Source organism: Pseudomonas sp. YNh (genome assembly GCF_037993085.1).
Taxonomy (GTDB): domain Bacteria; phylum Pseudomonadota; class Gammaproteobacteria; order Pseudomonadales; family Pseudomonadaceae; genus Aquipseudomonas; species Aquipseudomonas putida.
This window is the reverse complement of record NZ_JBBMRJ010000010.1, coordinates 123,864-137,638: the sequence shown is the minus strand read 5'-3', so window position 1 is coordinate 137,638 and position 13,775 is coordinate 123,864. Positions and strand designations below refer to the sequence as shown.

Here is a 13,775-nt window from a genome sequence, read left to right as displayed (position 1 = left end):
TGATGGCTAAGCATCTGAATGAAAGAGATGTAGAACTGGTTGTTGGCCTCATTGACAGCTGGGAGGGCAAACTCACCTGGGATGCTCTCAGTGACGCTGCTGAGCCTTTGATCGGAACACGTCCAGTAAGGCAAACGCTGGCTCAGCAGGAGAAAATCAGGAGCGCTTTCGATCACCAGAAGGAAAGATTGAAGTCGGGCTTTGTTAAGTCAAAGCCCCCGGCGAGCCTTAGAATCGCGGAGCAGCGGATTCGTCGACTGGAGGCTGAGAATTCCCGCCTGGAACGTGAGAACGAGCGGCTGCTCGAGCGATTTATTCGCTGGCAGTACAACGCCCATAAATTCAACGTTTCGGCTGAGAAGCTCGATGCCCCACTGCCGTTCGTGGATCGCGAATCGTCCGAGGAGAAGTCCTGATGGCTAATGGACAACAGGACGGCAAGGAGAACTATGCCGCCTTCATGGCCTGGACAACCTCAAAGTCAGATGACGACTTTCGTGAGTACGTTCACCGGGGCAAGCTGAAACGATCTGAGATCGCGGCGGAGTGTGGATTCTGTAAAAGCTCTATCACACAGAACCCAGCGATTCGAGCAGCCTTGGAAGGACTTGAGAACGAGCTCCGGGGCGCCGGGATACTGCCCCCACTGACCACCTCGCTACCTGCCGGTCAAAAGCCTGAACCGGCACTGCGGGATGCTGATGCAAAGCAGCGCCGTATGGATGGGCAACGCCTGAACTCCTTGGAACAAGAGAATGCAGCTCTCCGTGCAGAGCTCCAGGCGGCAAAGCAGATGCTGGATCGTCATGCCCTGATCACTGAGTTTTTGGTTGAAACTGGACGGATGCCACGATGAACACCATCGCTCCTGCTCTCATCAGTGTCAGCGTTCGGATCACGAGCATCCGCTCATCCAACAGAAAAGGGTGCATCGCCTTCGGCCACCGAATGGACGCAGCTCTTGGTATCAATGATCGCTCAAGCCCGGTGGTGATTAGGGTTCCGGATGCCATTGCCAAGCTTTCTGACATCGCAGTAGGGGCGATCTTTGAGGTTTATGGTGAGGCAAGTACCGTTCTGCGCGCTCACGGTGCTTTTTCGATCAACGAATTAACTGTGGATGCCCAGGATATCCGGCTTGTGCGCCCTAGTGGGTCGCAAGTCATCCAGTGGCTTGGGGATAACGTTAAGGGTGTTGGAGAGGTGAAGGCCACCCGTCTGTGGGACGCCCTGGGAGAGCGTCTATACGAAGCCCTCGATCAGGCTGATCATCAGGCGGTCGAGCTGATCATTCCGTCAGAAGATGTTCGCAATGGGATGTTCGGGCGGTGGGCTCAGGACGGTGACGCTAAGACCTTGCGATTTGTCCAGGACAGGCAGATCCCACTGGACATCGCTCGTAAGGCGATCCGCTTTCACAAGAAAAACACGATCTCCGCCCTCACCAGTGATCCCTATCGGCTGCTCAGCTTCACGGGTACGTGGGACTGTGTTGACGGCATCGCTAGGCACAGCTTTGGCCTTGGCCTCGATGACCCACGACGGCTGACTGCAGCACTGGAAGAGACCCTGTACCGTGTCTCTGAAAAAGGCCATACATGCAGCTCGTTGAATGACCTACAGGCTTCCGTTACCGCACTCATCAGGCCGCATTCGGCTCCGACCTCTGCGCTTTCAAAAGCGTTGATGGTCGGTTCGCAGGCTGGTCAGTTTGTCTTCAAGGATCTGCCTGAGCTGGGGCCAGTGCTATTCGCTCCTGGTACTTGGTTGATGGAGCGGCGCTGCGCTCAGTTCATTAGAGACTTGATCCTCACTCCATCAATACAGCCGTCCTTGTTTAAGGTGGATGTCGATGAGGTGATCTCGAGTTTCGAGGGCAGGGAACGTACCCATCTTGGCTTGCCAGCTTTTTGTTTGAACCAAGCCCAGCGGGATGCCGTTGCCACATCGTTCTCGGCAAGATTCAGTGTGATCACCGGTGGAGCGGGAGTCGGGAAGACCACCGTGCTCAAGGCGCTCTATGAAGCCCTGGATACGACGGGGCGCCCTCGCTTCCAAATGGCTTTATCAGGCCGAGCTACCGCTCGAATGATCGAGGCTACCGGCCAGGAGGCTAAGACAATCGCAGGATTTCTGCGGACTGTGACGGACAAGGATATGGGGCAGGCGCCGGTCATCGTCATCGACGAGGCCTCTATGCTCGACCTGGTGACATTCTACCGCCTGGTTCAGAAGCTGCCGCCTCAATGCCAGGTCATCCTTGTAGGCGACCCCTACCAGCTACCCCCCATTGGTGCTGGGCTCATCCTGCATGTCCTGTGCAACTTGATCGGTATCCCGAAGACAGAACTGATTGAGGTCAAACGCCAGGCCAAAGACTCGGCTATCCCTGCTGTGTCCCGGCAGATCAGGAACGGCGATGTACCCGCTTTCAGCTCAGATGAGACGGACGATGTGGTCTTTCTGGCGTGTGCCGATGAAGACATCATTCCGACTGTAATCAGGCTCTACGAGCAGGACAGGGCCAATACCCAAATCTTGTCTGCAACCAGATCATGCCGACACGCAGGTGTTGATGCCCTCAATCGTATCTGCCACACCAAATACGCTGACCACAGTAAGCAGTTGTTCGTGGAAAACCCCGAGACGGGTGAGATCGAGTCCACTGGACTGTGCGTAGGTGACTTGGTCATGTACACCGCGAATGATTGGGTTCGCGACCTTCAAAACGGCTCGCTTGGACGTATTGACGATATCTTTGATACCCCCAGAACTGTCGACGTCGGCGACGAGGAAAGGCCACGTGTCTGCACCGCCGTAGGCATGGCAACGTTCGATGGTGTGCGGCACTACCTGTTGGACAGCGATGTGGACTCGCTTGAGCTCGCCTACTCAATCACTGTGCATAAGGCTCAGGGCTCTCAGTTCAAGCGCGTCATCATCCCAGTGCGTCAGTCCCGCATCCTCGACCGTACTTTCGTCTACACGGCAGCAACCAGGGCACAGGTGCAGGTAGTACTGGTAGGCGACATGAAAGCTGTTCAGGACGCTATCAGGCTTCCGCCGAAAGCATTTTCAAGGCGGGTTGGCCTATCGGCGCTGCTGGAAGCAGAGCTAGCTGGGGAGGTGGCCTGAGCCACCGCACCTTGAAGGCGAGAGCTTGGCATGACCGTTCGTCGGCTTTTGTGCTGGGCTCAAGCCATCTGCACAGATCGGTCACCTGCTACGTTTTTGTTAGGTTTTCAGCCGCCATCAGCAGTGGCCTGAAGGAAATCTAACAAAAAACCGAACGGTTTCTGTGGCAGTTTTGAGTACCTTGTGATCCTTACCCAATGAAATGAAGGGTTTCACTCACTCACTCGCTCAGCCAGTCGACTTTTCGGTGTTTATAACCGTTCTGATTCGAGCGGTCACGCGTCCGCTACATCGAAAACCCAGGGCATTACCCTGGGTTTTTTTATGCGCGCCCACTCCGATACTGAGCGGGCGCCGCGCCCCGCCGCCGAGGCAAGCTTCATGTTGAGGACTCGGCGTTGCGCCACTGAAGCCAATGCCGCCGGCGTGTCAGCGGATTCGAGAGCATCCGTCGGCCTCGCTCATTGCTAGTAGAAAAGCCGTGGTTCGGATGAATCCAGCAAGCTGGCGAGCTTGGTCAAGGCAAAGCTGAGTTCGGCGCGGCTTGGCGTCATCAGGGCGATACGCACGCCACAGCTGGTGGGTGTGCGCTCAGGCAGAAACTGGCTGCCGCTGACCACGGTGACGCCATTGTTGCGCGCCAGGTTGGCGAATTCATCGCTGGTCCATGGTTCAGGGAGTTCCAGCCAAATATGGAAACTGTTGGGCTGGCTGCGAATCTTGTACCTGCCAAGGATTTCCTGTGCCATAAGCTGCCGTGCGGCGGCTTCTTCCTGCTGCTCCCGCACCAGCTGATCGGCCGTACCGCTGTTGATCAGGTTGCTGGCCAACTGAGCCATCAGCGGGGAGGGCATCCAGACGCTGCTGCGCACCATGGACGACAACCGTGACAGCGTTTGTGGCGGCGCGTAGAGGTAGCCGATACGCAGGGCCGGCAGCACGCTCTTGGACAGGCTGGTCAGGTACACCGAGCGCTCAGGTGCGTAGGCGGCCAAGGGTTTGTAGTCAGGCGCCGGTTCGAGGAAACCGTAGATATCGTCATCCACGATAAACAGGTCGAACTCGCGGGCAATCTGCGCGATAGCCTCGCGACGCGCGTGCGGCATTACCGAGTTGGTCGGGTTTTGGTGAGTGGTCACACACACCAGCAGCGACGGGCGGTGCTCCTGGCAGGCGGCCCGCAAGGCCTCGGGAATCAGACCGTGCTCGTCCATGGCTACCCCGCGCAAACGGCGGCCCATGCTGTGGGCAAGGGAAATGATGCCGGGGTAGCAGAGCGACTCGCAGAGGATCACATCATCGCCTTTCGACAAGCTGCTGATGGCCACCAGCAGCCCATGTTGAGCGCCGGAGGTCAGCACCACCTGTTGCGCGCGAGCGTCGGGCAGCCAGCGCTGAATCCAGGTAGCGCCAGCCTGCTTGTGCGTCGCATGGCCACCGTCAGTAACGTAGTCGAGCACTTGGTCAAGGTCGGGGGATGACGCCAGCTCGGTAATTGCTCTGCGCAGCCAGTCGGCCATGTGCGCATCGTTGGGCTTGATGATCGAAAGGTCAATCTGGCCGCTTTCATGCTTGAGCGCTGCGGGCCGCAAAGGTGCGGTGGGGGCAGGCGCAGGCGCCGGCCGTTGCTGCAGGACGAAAGTACCCCGGCCAACCTCGCCAACCACCAAACCCCGTTTGGCGGCTTCGTCATAGGCGCGTCCGATAGTGCCAGGCGTCACCTGCAATGACTCGGCGAGATCCTTGAGTGTTGGCAGGCGGTCGCCTGGCGCCAGACGGCCGTTGCCAATGTCCTGTTCAAGAGCATCGGCAATCATCAGGTAGACCGGCTGCGCCAGGTCGCTGTAGTGAGGAACCCACATGGAAATGGCACCAGAATCTGCAAGAACGCGGAAGCCTAGCACGAAAGCTCTTATCGGGGTAATCGCGTTTCCGATGTGTGGATTAACTCTATTGATGCGAATCGGCGCGTATCACTGCGGGCTCGCTTTGGCACGGTGCGCACGCGCGTGATCACGCGTTAAAAGCGCTGCTCAAAGAAATCTTTTGAAATCAATAAGTTGATTAAGTCGATTCAATGATGATGGCAATCGGCCAATTAAAACAATTGAATCGAGCTTATTTTTGTAATTACAATGATTGAGTCGATGCAATGTGGTGGTGCCTGGAGTGGCACCTCGCGCTCGTATCGCCCAAGTGTGAACGGTTTCAAAAACTGCCGCGTCTGCCCGGCATAGCAAGACACCGAATGGCCAATGGAATAGCACCTGAAATGGAAAGCGCACACCTGCAACAAGCAGCCGAGCCTCAGACCTCACTCGAAATCCGCCTGCCCTGGGTTGTCTCCAGCGCCTGGCAAACCTTGCTGAGCAATACGCCGCTCGATTTCGAAACCAGCAAAGAGCTTTACCCGCAACTCAAGGAGCAGGCTCAAGAGGTCCTGGGTAAAGCACTGTGCCAGCAAATCCGGGGTTTCGTTGAGGATCCGCAACTGACCAGCATGATTGTGCGTAATTGCCCACGCGATCGCGATGTGCCTCCGACCCCTTACTCTGGTGTGCTCAGCCCGCGCAGCACGCCGATTGCCTGTCTGGTCAGCCTGACCATGCAGAACCTGATGGGCATCAACCCGGTTGTCTACGAGGGTGAAAATGACGGGCGTCTGTTTCGCCATGTAATCCCGGCCCGTACATCATCCAGCCAAAAGAGTTCGCATGGCTCGCGGCTGCGCTTCTCCTATCACGTCGACAATCCCGACCTGCCATTGTCCTCCGAGCCGCTGGGTAGTGTTTCCTGCTGCCCGGAATACCTGTCGTTCTTCGGCATGCGCTGTGATCCGCGTATCAGTACCACCTTGGTCAACCTTGACGCAGTGATCGCGTCGCTGCCCTTGGCCACCGTGCGTGAACTGTGCGAAGCGCAGTTCGAAATCCGCCGCCCTGATTCGTTCACCGGTAACCGCCGTTGCACCGCTGAGTTGCCAGTGCTGGTGCGCGGCCATTCAGGCGAGTGGCTGTGCCGCTTCGACAGCGAGAACACCCACGGGCTGAACCTGCGAGCCGAGCAGGCCTTGGCCACCCTGCGCGTTCTGTTGGAAACCCGGCGTTTCGATGAGCCTCACCTGCTGCTGCCAGGCGATTTCATGATCTTCAAGAACCAGCGCGTGCTGCATGCCCGCGATGGTTTCGAGCCGCAGAACGACGGTGCTGACCGTTGGCTGCTACGGGTGTTCGCGGTCAACGACCTGAACCGGGTGCGCTTTGCCCGGGCCGATCACCTTTACGAAGTGCTCTCCTGATCTCTCTTCATTTTTCGACGGAATTACTGCTATGGAACTGTTAGGCGCTTACTGGGCGGAACACTGGCTGCTGGCGATCCTGCTGCTGGGCGCCATTGCCTTTGTCGCGGGCTTTGTGGACAGCATTGCCGGGGGCGGCGGGTTGTTTTTGGTGCCAGGGTTTTTGCTGGTGGGCATGCCGCCTCAGGTAGCGCTGGGGCAGGAGAAACTGGTAAGTACGCTGGGTACGCTGGCTGCCATCCGCAACTTCCTGGCCAACAGCAAGATGGTCTGGCAGGTGGCACTGGTTGGCGTACCTTTCTCACTGCTCGGCGCCTATCTGGGGGCGCACCTGATTGTCTCGATCTCTCAGGAAACCGTGGGCAAGATCATCCTGGCATTGATCCCTTTCGGCATTCTGATTTTCCTCACTCCCAAGGACCGCCCGATAGAGGAGCGAGTGCTGTCGGCGCGGATGCTCTACACCGTCGTGCCGTTGACCTGTCTGGCCATCGGCTTTTACGACGGCTTCTTCGGCCCAGGTACCGGCAGCATGTTCATCATCGCTTTTCACTACCTGCTGCGCATGGACCTGGTTTCCAGCTCGGCCAACTCCAAGACCTTCAACTTCGCCTCCAACATCGGTGCGCTGGTCGCATTCATCATGGCCGGCAAGGTTGTCTATCTGCTGGCGTTGCCGCTGGTGGCGTGCAACATCCTCGGCAATCACATGGGCAGTGCACTGGCACTGCGCAAAGGGAACGACGTGGTACGCAAGGTGTTGGTGTTCTCCATGCTGTGCCTGTTCACCAGCCTGGGCGTGAAGTACCTGGTCTGACAATACCTCTGGGAGACAAACCTGATGAAAACTGCATTCGTGACTGGCGCCTCCTCAGGCTTTGGCCGAGCCATATGCCGCACCTTGGTTGCCAAGGGCTACCGTGTGATCGGTGGCGCCCGCCGCCTGGACAAGCTGCAGGCACTGGAGCATGAGCTTGGCGACAACTTCATTCCACTGGCGCTGGATGTGACTGATGGGCAGTCGATCAGCGCAGCAGTTGCGCAGATCAACGAAGCTGCGTCGAGCATCAATGTGCTGGTCAACAACGCAGGTCTGGCGCTGGGTATCGAGCGGGCTCCGGCCTGCAGCGCCGAGAACTGGCAGCGCATGATCGACACAAACATCACCGGCCTGGCCATGGTCACCCACGCGGTGTTGCCACAGATGGTCGAAGCCGACAGTGGCATGATCATCAACATGGGTTCGATTGCCGGCACTTACCCCTACCCGGGCGGTAATGTTTATGGCGCAAGCAAGGCATTCGTGCGTCAGTTCAGCCTGAACCTGCGCGCCGATCTGGCAGGCACCCGCGTGCGGGTCAGCAACATCGAACCTGGGCTGTGTTCCGGGACCGATTTCTCGGTGGTACGCCTGAACGGCGACCTGAATGCGGTGGATGCGTTGTACCGTGATGTGCAGGCAATCCTGCCCGAGGACATTGCCGCCACGGTTGCCTGGATCGCCGAACAGCCGCCACACGTAAACATCAACACGCTCGAAATCATGCCGGTGGCGCAGAGCAGTGCGGCCTTGAACGTGGCGCGCAATCTACCGCTGTGCTGACCGGGATCAATCGCACTTTCGGCATTCTTGACTAGTCTTAACGGTTGGCGGCATGACTTTGCCGCCACCGTGATGACCCGAGGTGCCGGCAACGCCCCGAGCGCCCGAAAACTGATCAGGAGTGCACGATGGACCTCAACCGTCGGCAATTCTTCAAGGTCGCCGCAGTTGGCCTTGGAGGCTCGAGCCTGGCGGCGTTGGGCATGGCCCCGACGCCGGCCTTCGCCGAGCAGGTGCGTCACTTCAAGCTGGCGCACACCAAAGAAGCCCGTAACACCTGCCCCTACTGCTCGGTCGGCTGTGGCCTGATCCTGTACAGCCAGGGCGATGCGGGCAAGAACGTCAAACAGAGCATCATCCATATCGAAGGTGACGCCGACCACCCGGTCAACCGCGGCACCCTATGCCCGAAAGGCGCCGGCCTGCTGGACTTTATCCACAGCCCAAGCCGCCTGCAGTACCCCGAGGTACGCAAGCCGGGTAGCAAGGAGTGGGTGCGGGTCAGCTGGGACGAGGCGCTCGACCGCGTCGCCGACCTGATGAAGCAGGACCGCGACGCCAACTTCATCGAGAAGAACGCCCAGGGGCAAACCGTCAACCGCTGGCTTACCACCGGTTTTCTTGCTGCCTCCGCCGCCTCCAGCGAGGCTGGCTACCTGACCCACAAGGTCGTCCGCGCAACAGGCATGCTGGGGTTCGATAACCAGGCACGTGTCTGACATGGCCCGACGGTGGCAAGTCTTGCCCCGACGTACGGCCGTGGCGCCATGACCAACCACTGGTCCGATATCGCCAACGCGAATCTGGTCCTGGTGATGGGTGGCAACGCAGCAGAAGCGCACCCGTGCGGCTTCAAATGGGTGACCGAGGCCAAGGCGCACAACAAGGCGCGGCTGATTGTGGTCGACCCACGGTTTACCCGTACCGCTTCGGTGGCGGACTACTACGCGCCGATCCGCACCGGTACCGACATCGCCTTCATGGGCGGGCTGATCAATTACCTGCTGAGCACCGACAAGATCCAGCACGAATACGTGCGCAACTACACCGACGTGTCGTTCATCGTCAAAGAGAGCTATGGCTTCGAGGACGGGCTGTTCAGCGGCTACGACGAGGCCAAGCGCGTGTACGCCGACAAATCCGGTTGGGGTTACGAGCTGGGCGAGGACGGTTTTGCCAAGGTCGACCCGACCCTGCAGCACCCGCGTTGCGTGTTCCAGCAGATGAAGCAGCATTACAGCCGCTACACCCCTGAGCTGGCGAGCATGATCTGTGGCATGCCACAGGACGCCATGATGAAGGTCTGGGAAGAGATCGCCACCTGCTCGGTACCGGGCAAGACCATGACGATTCTCTATGCACTGGGCTGGACGCAACACTCCATCGGTGCGCAGATCATCCGCAGCGCGGCCATGGTCCAGCTGCTGCTGGGCAACGTCGGTATGCCAGGTGGCGGGGTCAACGCACTGCGCGGGCATTCCAACATCCAGGGCCTGACCGACCTCGGCCTGCTGTCGAACTCGCTGCCGGGTTACCTGACCCTGGCTGGGGATGCCGAGCAGGACTACGCCACCTACATCGACAAGCGCGCATCCAGACCGCTGCGCCCGGGGCAACTGTCGTACTGGCAGAACTACGGCAAGTTCCACGTCAGCCTGATGAAGGCGTGGTACGGCGCCAACGCCACGGCAGAAAACAACTGGGGTTATGACTGGCTGCCCAAGCTCGACGTGCCTGCCTATGACGTGCTGCGCATGTTCGAGATGATGAGCCAAGGCAAGGTCAACGGCTACGTGTGCCAAGGCTTCAACCCGATCGCTGCGCTGCCGGACAAGAACCGCGTGACTGCGGCATTGGGCAAGCTCAAGTGGCTGGTGATCATGGACCCGCTGGCTACCGAAACCTCGGAGTTCTGGCGCAACGCCGGGCCATTCAACGATGTCGATACGGCCAGTATCCAGACCGAAGTGATCCGCCTGCCCACCACCTGCTTCGCCGAGGAGGATGGCTCGTTGGTCAACAGCAGCCGCTGGCTGCAATGGCACTGGAAGGGGGCCGACGGCCCGGGTGAGACCCGTACCGACGTGCAGATCATGAGCGAGCTGTTCCTGCGCATGCGCCAACGCTACCAGGCCGAGGGCGGCGCCTACCCTGACGCGATCATGAACATCAGCTGGCCGTACAGGATTCCTGAAGAGCCATCCCCGGAGGAGCTGGCCAAGGAGATGAACGGCTGGGCAGTCACCGACCTTACCGACGCCACCGGCGCCACGCTCAAAGCCGGCCAGCAGCTGTCGGGCTTCGGGCAGTTGAAGGACGATGGCAGCACCGCGTCCGGCTGCTGGATCTTCGCCGGCAGCTGGACCGAGCAGGGCAACCAGATGGCCCGTCGTGACAACAGCGACCCCTACGGCATGCATCAGGTGCAGAACTGGGCCTGGGCCTGGCCGGCCAACCGCCGCATCCTCTACAACCGTGCCTCCAGCGACCCGCAAGGCAAGCCGTGGGACCCGGAGAAAAAGCGCCTGGTGTGGTGGAACGGCAAGGCCTGGACCGGCACCGACGTGCCGGACTTCAAGGTCGACTCGCCACCGGAAGCGGGTATGAACCCGTTCATCATGAACCCTGAAGGCGTGGCGCGCTTCTTCGCCATCGACAAGATGGCCGAAGGCCCGTTCCCCGAGCATTACGAGCCATTCGAAACGCCGATTGGCATCAACCCGCTGCACCCGCAGAACAAGAAGGTGGTCAGCAACCCGGCCGGGCGCATCTTCGACTCGGTGTGGGACACCCTCGGCACCCACGACGAGTTCCCCTATGCGGCGACCACCTACCGGCTCACCGAGCACTTCCACTTCTGGAGCAAGCATTGCCGGCTCAACGCCATTGCCCAGCCGGAGCAGTTCGTCGAGATCGGCGAGGTACTCGCCAATGAGAAAGGCATCAAGGCCGGCGACCGGGTGCGAGTGTCGAGCAAGCGCGGGCATATCGATGCGGTGGCAGTGGTGACCAAGCGGATTCGCCCGCTGCAGGTCAACAACCAGACCGTGCACCAGATCGGCATCCCGTTGCACTGGGGCTTCACCGGTGCAACGCGGCATGGCTACCTGACCAACACGCTGGTGCCATTCCTGGGTGACGGCAACACGCAGACGCCAGAGTCCAAGTCGTTCCTCGTCAAAGTGGAGAAACTCTGATGGCCAGCCAAGACATCATCGCCCGCTCGGCCACCACCACCGTACCGCCTTCGGTACGCCAGCAGCAGGAAGTCGCCAAGCTGATCGATACCACCAAGTGCATCGGCTGCAAGGCCTGCCAGGTGGCGTGTTCTGAGTGGAACGAACTGCGTGACGAGGTCGGCCACAACCACGGCACCTACGACAACCCCCAGGACCTCACTGCCGAGACCTGGACCCTGATGCGCTTCACCGAGCACGAGCGCGACGACGGCAACCTGGAGTGGCTGATCCGCAAGGATGGTTGCATGCACTGCGCCGACCCAGGTTGCCTGAAGGCCTGCCCGAGCCCGGGGGCGATCATCAAGCACGCCAACGGCATCGTCGACTTCAACCAGGACCACTGCATCGGTTGCGGTTACTGCATTACCGGCTGCCCGTTCAACATCCCGCGCATCTCGCAGAAGGACCACAAGGCGTACAAGTGCACGCTGTGTTCCGACCGCGTGAGCGTGGGCCTGGAGCCGGCCTGCGTGAAAACCTGCCCGACCGGGGCGATCGTGTTCGGCAGCAAGGACGAGATGAAGGTGCACGCCGCCGAGCGCATCGTCGACCTGAAGTCGCGGGGCTACGACAAGGCCGGGCTGTACGACCCGGATGGCGTCGGTGGCACCCACGTGATGTACGTGCTGCACCATGCCGACACGCCGAGGCTGTACGCCGGCCTGCCGGACCAGCCGGTGATCAGCCCGCTTGTGGGGCTGTGGAAGGGCTTCACCAAACCGCTGGCGCTGCTGGCCATGGGCGCGGCGGTATTGGCCGGGTTCTTCCACTACGTGCGGGTAGGCCCGCAGCGGGTAGAGGAGGACGAGCACCCAGCGCCGCCCGATGACAGCGTGCACCAGGTAGACCCGGCGGTGCATGTCTACGATCCGAAGCAGCCCGGTGGGCAAGGGGAGCAGCGGCCATGAACGACAACAAACCCATCCTGCGCTACAACGCCAACGAGCGGACCAACCACTGGATTGTCGCCATCCTGTTCTTCATGGCCGGGCTTTCCGGGCTGGCGCTGTTTCACCCGGCGCTGTTCTGGTTAAGCCATCTGTTCGGCGGTGGGCCGTGGACGCGCATCCTGCACCCGTTCATGGGTGTGGCGATGTTCGTGTTTTTCCTCGGCCTGGTGTTCCGCTTCTGGCGCGCCAACTTCATCACCGCCAACGACCGCCTGTGGTTGCGTCGCATTGATCGGGTGATGGTCAACCGCGAAGACGGCGTGCCCCCCATTGGTAAATACAACGCCGGGCAGAAGCTGCTGTTCTGGACGCTATTGTTGTGCATGCTGGTGTTGTTGATCAGCGGCGTGGTGATCTGGCGGGCCTATTTCAGTCACTTCTTTGATATAGGCTCGATTCGCCTGGCATCGCTTGCCCACGCACTGGCGGGCTTCGTGCTGATCCTCAGCATCATCGTGCACATCTACGCCGGCATCTGGATCAAGGGTTCGATCGGCGCCATGCTGCATGGCTGGGTCAGCCGTGCCTGGGCGCGCAAGCACCATGCGTTGTGGTACCGCGAAGTGACCGGCGACAAGACGCCGGGCAATCACGGACGAAAAGAAGGATGAGCGCTTGAGCACGATACTTGAACCTGGGCAGATCGAGGCATCGGCGGTAGCGCCGCCGTTCCTGCATCTGCCCCCCGCCAATCTGTTCGAACTGCGCGCTGCGCGCCTTGAGCAACTGGCCGATGGCAATGCCCTTGGCGACTATCTGCGGCTGATCGCGCAGTTGTGCCGCATCCAGCAGCAGCTTCTGGGTAACCCGCCCGGTGGTATGCCGGTGGCCGAGGAGCGTCAACGCCTGTGCATAAGTCATGGCTTGCCGCCGCTGGCGGCCGACAGCCTGGTGCGTGAAGGGCCTTGGCTTGTCTGGTTGCAGGCCTTGCTGGAGCACTGCAGCGGCGCTACAGGCGGCCCGTTGGGTGAAGCATTGCAGGTGCTGCGCAGCAGCGATGACCATCAGCGCAAGGGCTGGGGCATCGCCTTGCTGGCGGGCCAGTACGACGCGGTGCCTGCGGCATTGGTGCCGTTTTTGGGCGCTGCGTTGCAGGCGGCCTGGTCCAGTTGGTTGCTGGCGGTGCCGGCGCCGGAGCTCAAACCCGCCGGTAGCCTGGCCCAGTGTCCGGCGTGCGGTTCGCCGGCAATGGCCGGGGTGGTGCGTAACCGCGGCAAGCACAATGGCTTGCGCTATCTGGCCTGTTCGCTGTGTGCCTGTGAATGGCATGTGGTGCGGGTCAAGTGTGTGTACTGCGAGTCGAGCAAGGACTTGCGCTACACCAGCCTGGAAGATGACCGCCATGCGCCGGGCAAGGCACCGCTGCGAGCGGAGTGCTGCCCGGTGTGCAGTACGTACCTGAAGCAGAATTATCTGGAAAACGACGCGGCGGCCGAGCCGCTGGCCGACGACCTGGCCAGCCTGGTGCTGGATATGCGCCTGGACGAGGAGGGCTTCCATCGCCTGGCGCCCAACCTGATGCTCGCGCCGGGTAGTGGTTGAGTGTCTAC

The 13,775-nt window shown here is 60.3% G+C and carries 11 protein-coding genes; 10 read left to right on the top strand and 1 reads right to left on the bottom strand.

Annotation, left to right across the window (positions count from 1 at the left end; all coding sequences use genetic code 11):
• Positions 1-2: 2 nt before the first annotated feature.
• The 3 genes from WF331_RS13125 to WF331_RS13115 are packed head-to-tail and all read left to right on the top strand — an operon-like array spanning position 3 to position 3,135.
• Positions 3-416 (top strand): hypothetical protein, encoded by a 414-nt coding sequence (locus tag WF331_RS13125; RefSeq protein WP_181098068.1) that lies wholly within the window; start codon positions 3-5, stop codon positions 414-416.
• Positions 416-856, top strand: a complete 441-nt coding sequence (locus WF331_RS13120) for a VPA1267 family protein (protein WP_181098069.1) — start codon at positions 416-418, stop codon at positions 854-856. The genes WF331_RS13125 and WF331_RS13120 overlap by 1 nt, the downstream gene beginning before the upstream one ends.
• Complete coding sequence (locus WF331_RS13115) at positions 853-3,135, top strand: AAA family ATPase (RefSeq protein ID WP_340622989.1); 2,283 nt, start codon at positions 853-855, stop codon at positions 3,133-3,135. The genes WF331_RS13120 and WF331_RS13115 overlap by 4 nt, the downstream gene beginning before the upstream one ends.
• Positions 3,136-3,602: 467 nt before the next feature.
• Here the strand turns inward: WF331_RS13115 and WF331_RS13110 are convergent, their stop codons facing one another.
• Entirely contained in the window at positions 3,603-4,997 is a 1,395-nt protein-coding gene (locus WF331_RS13110) for an aminotransferase-like domain-containing protein (RefSeq protein ID WP_340622988.1), read from the bottom strand.
• Between the two features lie 410 nt (positions 4,998-5,407).
• On the opposite strand from WF331_RS13110, the gene WF331_RS13105 reads away from it, so the two are divergent.
• From WF331_RS13105 to fdhE, 7 genes are all read left to right on the top strand, one after another.
• Complete coding sequence (locus WF331_RS13105; RefSeq protein WP_016497751.1) at positions 5,408-6,433, top strand: TauD/TfdA family dioxygenase; 1,026 nt, start codon at positions 5,408-5,410, stop codon at positions 6,431-6,433.
• A 31-nt stretch (positions 6,434-6,464) separates the two neighbouring features.
• Positions 6,465-7,250, top strand: coding sequence for a sulfite exporter TauE/SafE family protein (locus WF331_RS13100; RefSeq protein ID WP_016484669.1), 786 nt, complete (start codon positions 6,465-6,467; stop codon positions 7,248-7,250).
• Between the two features lie 24 nt (positions 7,251-7,274).
• On the top strand, positions 7,275-8,036 hold the full coding sequence (locus WF331_RS13095; RefSeq protein WP_016497752.1) for an SDR family NAD(P)-dependent oxidoreductase: 762 nt from the start codon (positions 7,275-7,277) through the stop codon (positions 8,034-8,036).
• Between the two features lie 128 nt (positions 8,037-8,164).
• A complete protein-coding gene (gene fdnG / locus WF331_RS13090; protein WP_340622987.1) occupies positions 8,165-11,233 on the top strand; it encodes a formate dehydrogenase-N subunit alpha in 3,069 nt (1,022 codons plus the stop codon).
• Positions 11,233-12,183, top strand: coding sequence for a formate dehydrogenase subunit beta (gene fdxH / locus WF331_RS13085; RefSeq protein ID WP_016497754.1), 951 nt, complete (start codon positions 11,233-11,235; stop codon positions 12,181-12,183). The genes fdnG and fdxH overlap by 1 nt, the downstream gene beginning before the upstream one ends.
• On the top strand, positions 12,180-12,836 hold the full coding sequence (locus WF331_RS13080; RefSeq protein WP_016497755.1) for a formate dehydrogenase subunit gamma: 657 nt from the start codon (positions 12,180-12,182) through the stop codon (positions 12,834-12,836). Before fdxH ends, WF331_RS13080 begins: the two co-directional genes overlap by 4 nt.
• Before the next feature lie 4 nt (positions 12,837-12,840).
• Complete coding sequence (gene fdhE / locus WF331_RS13075) at positions 12,841-13,767, top strand: formate dehydrogenase accessory protein FdhE (RefSeq protein ID WP_340622986.1); 927 nt, start codon at positions 12,841-12,843, stop codon at positions 13,765-13,767.
• Positions 13,768-13,775 lie beyond the last annotated feature (8 nt).

Excerpts from the sequence above, each read along its gene's own strand:
- WF331_RS13125 (WP_181098068.1), top strand. The coding sequence starts at position 3 with ATGGCTAAGCATCTGAATGAAAGAGATGTAGAACTGGTTGTTGGCCTC.
- WF331_RS13120 (WP_181098069.1), top strand. The coding sequence starts at position 416 with ATGGCTAATGGACAACAGGACGGCAAGGAGAACTATGCCGCCTTCATG.
- WF331_RS13115 (WP_340622989.1), top strand. The coding sequence starts at position 853 with ATGAACACCATCGCTCCTGCTCTCATCAGTGTCAGCGTTCGGATCACG.
- WF331_RS13110 (WP_340622988.1), bottom strand. The coding sequence starts at position 4,997 with ATGTGGGTTCCTCACTACAGCGACCTGGCGCAGCCGGTCTACCTGATG.
- WF331_RS13105 (WP_016497751.1), top strand. The coding sequence starts at position 5,408 with ATGGAAAGCGCACACCTGCAACAAGCAGCCGAGCCTCAGACCTCACTC.
- WF331_RS13100 (WP_016484669.1), top strand. The coding sequence starts at position 6,465 with ATGGAACTGTTAGGCGCTTACTGGGCGGAACACTGGCTGCTGGCGATC.
- WF331_RS13095 (WP_016497752.1), top strand. The coding sequence starts at position 7,275 with ATGAAAACTGCATTCGTGACTGGCGCCTCCTCAGGCTTTGGCCGAGCC.
- fdxH (WP_016497754.1), top strand. The coding sequence starts at position 11,233 with ATGGCCAGCCAAGACATCATCGCCCGCTCGGCCACCACCACCGTACCG.
- WF331_RS13080 (WP_016497755.1), top strand. The coding sequence starts at position 12,180 with ATGAACGACAACAAACCCATCCTGCGCTACAACGCCAACGAGCGGACC.